The organism is Micromonospora sp. KC723, assembly GCF_004348595.1.
In the GTDB taxonomy this organism is placed as follows: domain Bacteria; phylum Actinomycetota; class Actinomycetes; order Mycobacteriales; family Micromonosporaceae; genus Micromonospora.
In genome coordinates, this window is record NZ_SMKD01000288.1 from 1 (window position 1) to 667 (window position 667).

1 protein-coding gene is annotated in these 667 nt (G+C 70.6%); it reads left to right on the plus strand.

Translation table 11 applies throughout. The features are described from left to right. The first annotated feature begins 19 nt into the window (after positions 1 to 19). Positions 20 to 652 carry a DUF4230 domain-containing protein gene (locus E1165_RS28685; RefSeq protein WP_243705044.1) on the plus strand — a complete coding sequence of 211 codons (633 nt, stop codon included), beginning with the start codon at positions 20 to 22 and terminating at the stop codon, positions 650 to 652. Positions 653 to 667: the final 15 nt, after the last annotated feature.

The window sequence follows — 667 nt, forward strand, 5'->3', positions numbered from 1 at the left end:
GGGGCCCTCGGGTGGGCCGGTGAAGCCCCTGCTGCTGGTGCTCGGGGCGGCGGCGCTGGTGGTGGTCGCGCTGCTCGGCGTCCAGACCACGGGGATCTTCCCGGACTTCCGCAACCCGTTCGCCAAGGAGCAGACCGACCGTAGCCAGCCGCCGCTGCTCAAGTCGATCCAGGATCTCAGCCGCTACGTCGCCGCCGAGGGCAACTTCCAGGTCGTCGTCGACCTGCAGCGGGACCGGAACAACGTGCCCGAGTGGCTGCTCAACCAGCGGACGCTCTTCGTCGGGGCGGGCAGCGTCGAGGCGTACGTCGACTTCTCCAAGCTGTCGGAGGGTGCGCTGGTGGTCTCCCCGGACGGCAAGTCCGTCGAGGTCAGGCTGCCCGCACCGCAGCTCGGCGAGACCAACCTGGATCTGGAGTCCAGCTACGTCTTCGCCGAGGAGCGCGGCCTGCTCAACCGGGTGGGTGAGCTGGTCGACGGCGACCCCAACCGACAGCAGCAGGTCTACCGGCTCGCCGAGGAGCGGATCACCGCGGCGGCCCGGGACAGCGGGTTGCCGCAGCGGGCCGAGGAGAACACCCGCAAGATGCTGGAGGGCCTGCTCCGCTCCCTCGGCTACGAGCGGGTGACGGTGACCTATACCGCCCCGTGACGGGGTGGGCGGGGT